At 66.8% G+C, this 1590-nt stretch carries 2 protein-coding genes; one reads left to right on the top strand and one right to left on the bottom strand.

Features of this window, described 5'->3' with window-relative positions; genetic code table 11:
- Window positions 1-41: 41 nt before the first annotated feature.
- Window positions 42-857 (bottom strand): class I SAM-dependent methyltransferase, encoded by an 816-nt coding sequence (locus WA317_RS02585; RefSeq protein ID WP_425171551.1) that lies wholly within the window; start codon window positions 855-857, stop codon window positions 42-44.
- A gap of 195 nt (window positions 858-1052) precedes the next feature.
- Between WA317_RS02585 and WA317_RS02580 the strand changes: the two genes are divergently transcribed.
- The gene (locus WA317_RS02580) at window positions 1053-1535 is read left to right on the top strand and encodes a MarR family winged helix-turn-helix transcriptional regulator (protein ID WP_425171550.1); all 483 of its coding nucleotides are present in this window, start codon (window positions 1053-1055) and stop codon (window positions 1533-1535) included.
- Window positions 1536-1590: the final 55 nt, after the last annotated feature.

Genomic DNA, 1590 nt, shown 5'->3' with positions numbered 1-1590 from the left:
TCCGGGTGCAGGTCGATCCGCTGCACATCGGGTGAGCCGGCTCATCGCTTCCGGGCGCTGACCAGCAGATAGCCCCACTCCATGATGCCGTCCACCCAGTATTGGCCGGCCAGCGATATTAGTTCGTTGTCCAGCGCCCTGGCCAGCACTGCGTTGTCGCCGATATTGCGGTAGGCGTCGATTGTGGGGCCGTAGTTCCGCCGGAAGTATTGGTGGCAGGCTTCCGGGCTGTCGAAACGATCCACTTGCAGTGTGCGCCGCTGGGTCTGCATCTCGCTGACCCCGCTGCCCAATAGACCGAGCACGTAGCTGCCGCGGCCCCACAACGCCGCCGGCGGTGTGCCCGGTGCCACGGTGGGCCGGTAGGGCCGGATGGCCGCGAGCATGCGGCCGAAGAACCCGTCAGGTGTCCAACTGATCACACCGATCGTGCCGCGGGGCCGACATACCCGCACGAGCTCGTCGGCTGCGCGCTGATGGTGCGGCGCGAACATCACGCCGATCGCGGAGATGACGGCGTCGAACTCGTTGTCGGAGAATGGAAGTTGCTCTGCGTCGGCTTGCCGCCAGTCCAGCGCCACTCCGTGCTTCGCCGCGCGCTGCCGTGAGCGTTGCAGCAGCTCCGGTGTCAGGTCGCTGGACACCACGGCGGCACCCGTCCTGGCGGCCGGGATCGAGATGTTGCCGGAACCCGCGGCGACGTCGAGCACGCGGTCGCCGGGTCCCATGCCGACGGCGTCGACCAGCACCGGCCCCAGCGGGGCCATGACTTCTTCGGCCATCCGCGCGTAATCGCCGAGCGCCCACACCGCCTCCTGGGTGGTGAGGGTGGCAGAGTTGCCGGTACCAATATTCATTCGAACCTCCTGGACCAGATCGAGAGGCAGGCGTGCGGTGACTTCTTCGTCAGGCCGTTTCCGAGTTAACAGATGCTTACATAATAGTAGCCAACAGCGATAGTTGCACACGGATACCTTGATTGTCTGTTAGTGTTCTGCGCACCGGCTGTGAGTCGCGGCAAACCGTCCGGCTTGGAAGCAGAGGAGCGAACGTTGTCCAGCGATACCGCGACGACGTCCGAGGAGTCGGTGGACGCGATCACCGACGCGTTGCTGACCGCCTCCCGGTTGTTGGTCGCCGTTTCGGCTCGCTCGATCGCCGCGGTCGACGACAGCATCACCTTTCCGCAGTTCCGCACTTTGGTGATCCTCTCCAGCCGCGGTTCGGTCAACCTGGCCACCCTGGCCGGCCTGCTCGACGTCAAGCCGTCAGCGGCCGGCCGGATGGTCGACCGACTGGTGAGCGCCGGGCTGATCGATCGGCAGCCGCACCCGACGTCGCGCCGAGAACTGCTCGCGGTGCTCTCACCGCGTGGTCGCAAGATCGTGCGACAGGTCACGGCGCACCGCCGCCGCGAGATCGCCGGGATCGTCGAGAAGATGCCGTCGGCGCAACGCCGCGGCCTGGTGCACGCCCTCACGGCGTTCACCGCCGCCGGTGGTGAGCCCGCCGCCGGTCTGGACGGCGACGAGTAGGTCGGTCGAAGGGTTGACGGCGCCGCGCTGCTGGCTCCGAGTCGGGTTCCTAGAC

The organism is Mycobacterium sp. (assembly GCF_049802695.1).
In the GTDB taxonomy this organism is placed as follows: Bacteria; Actinomycetota; Actinomycetes; order Mycobacteriales; family Mycobacteriaceae; genus Mycobacterium.
Note: the sequence above shows the minus strand (reverse complement) of the source record. Positions and strands in the feature narration are given on the sequence as shown.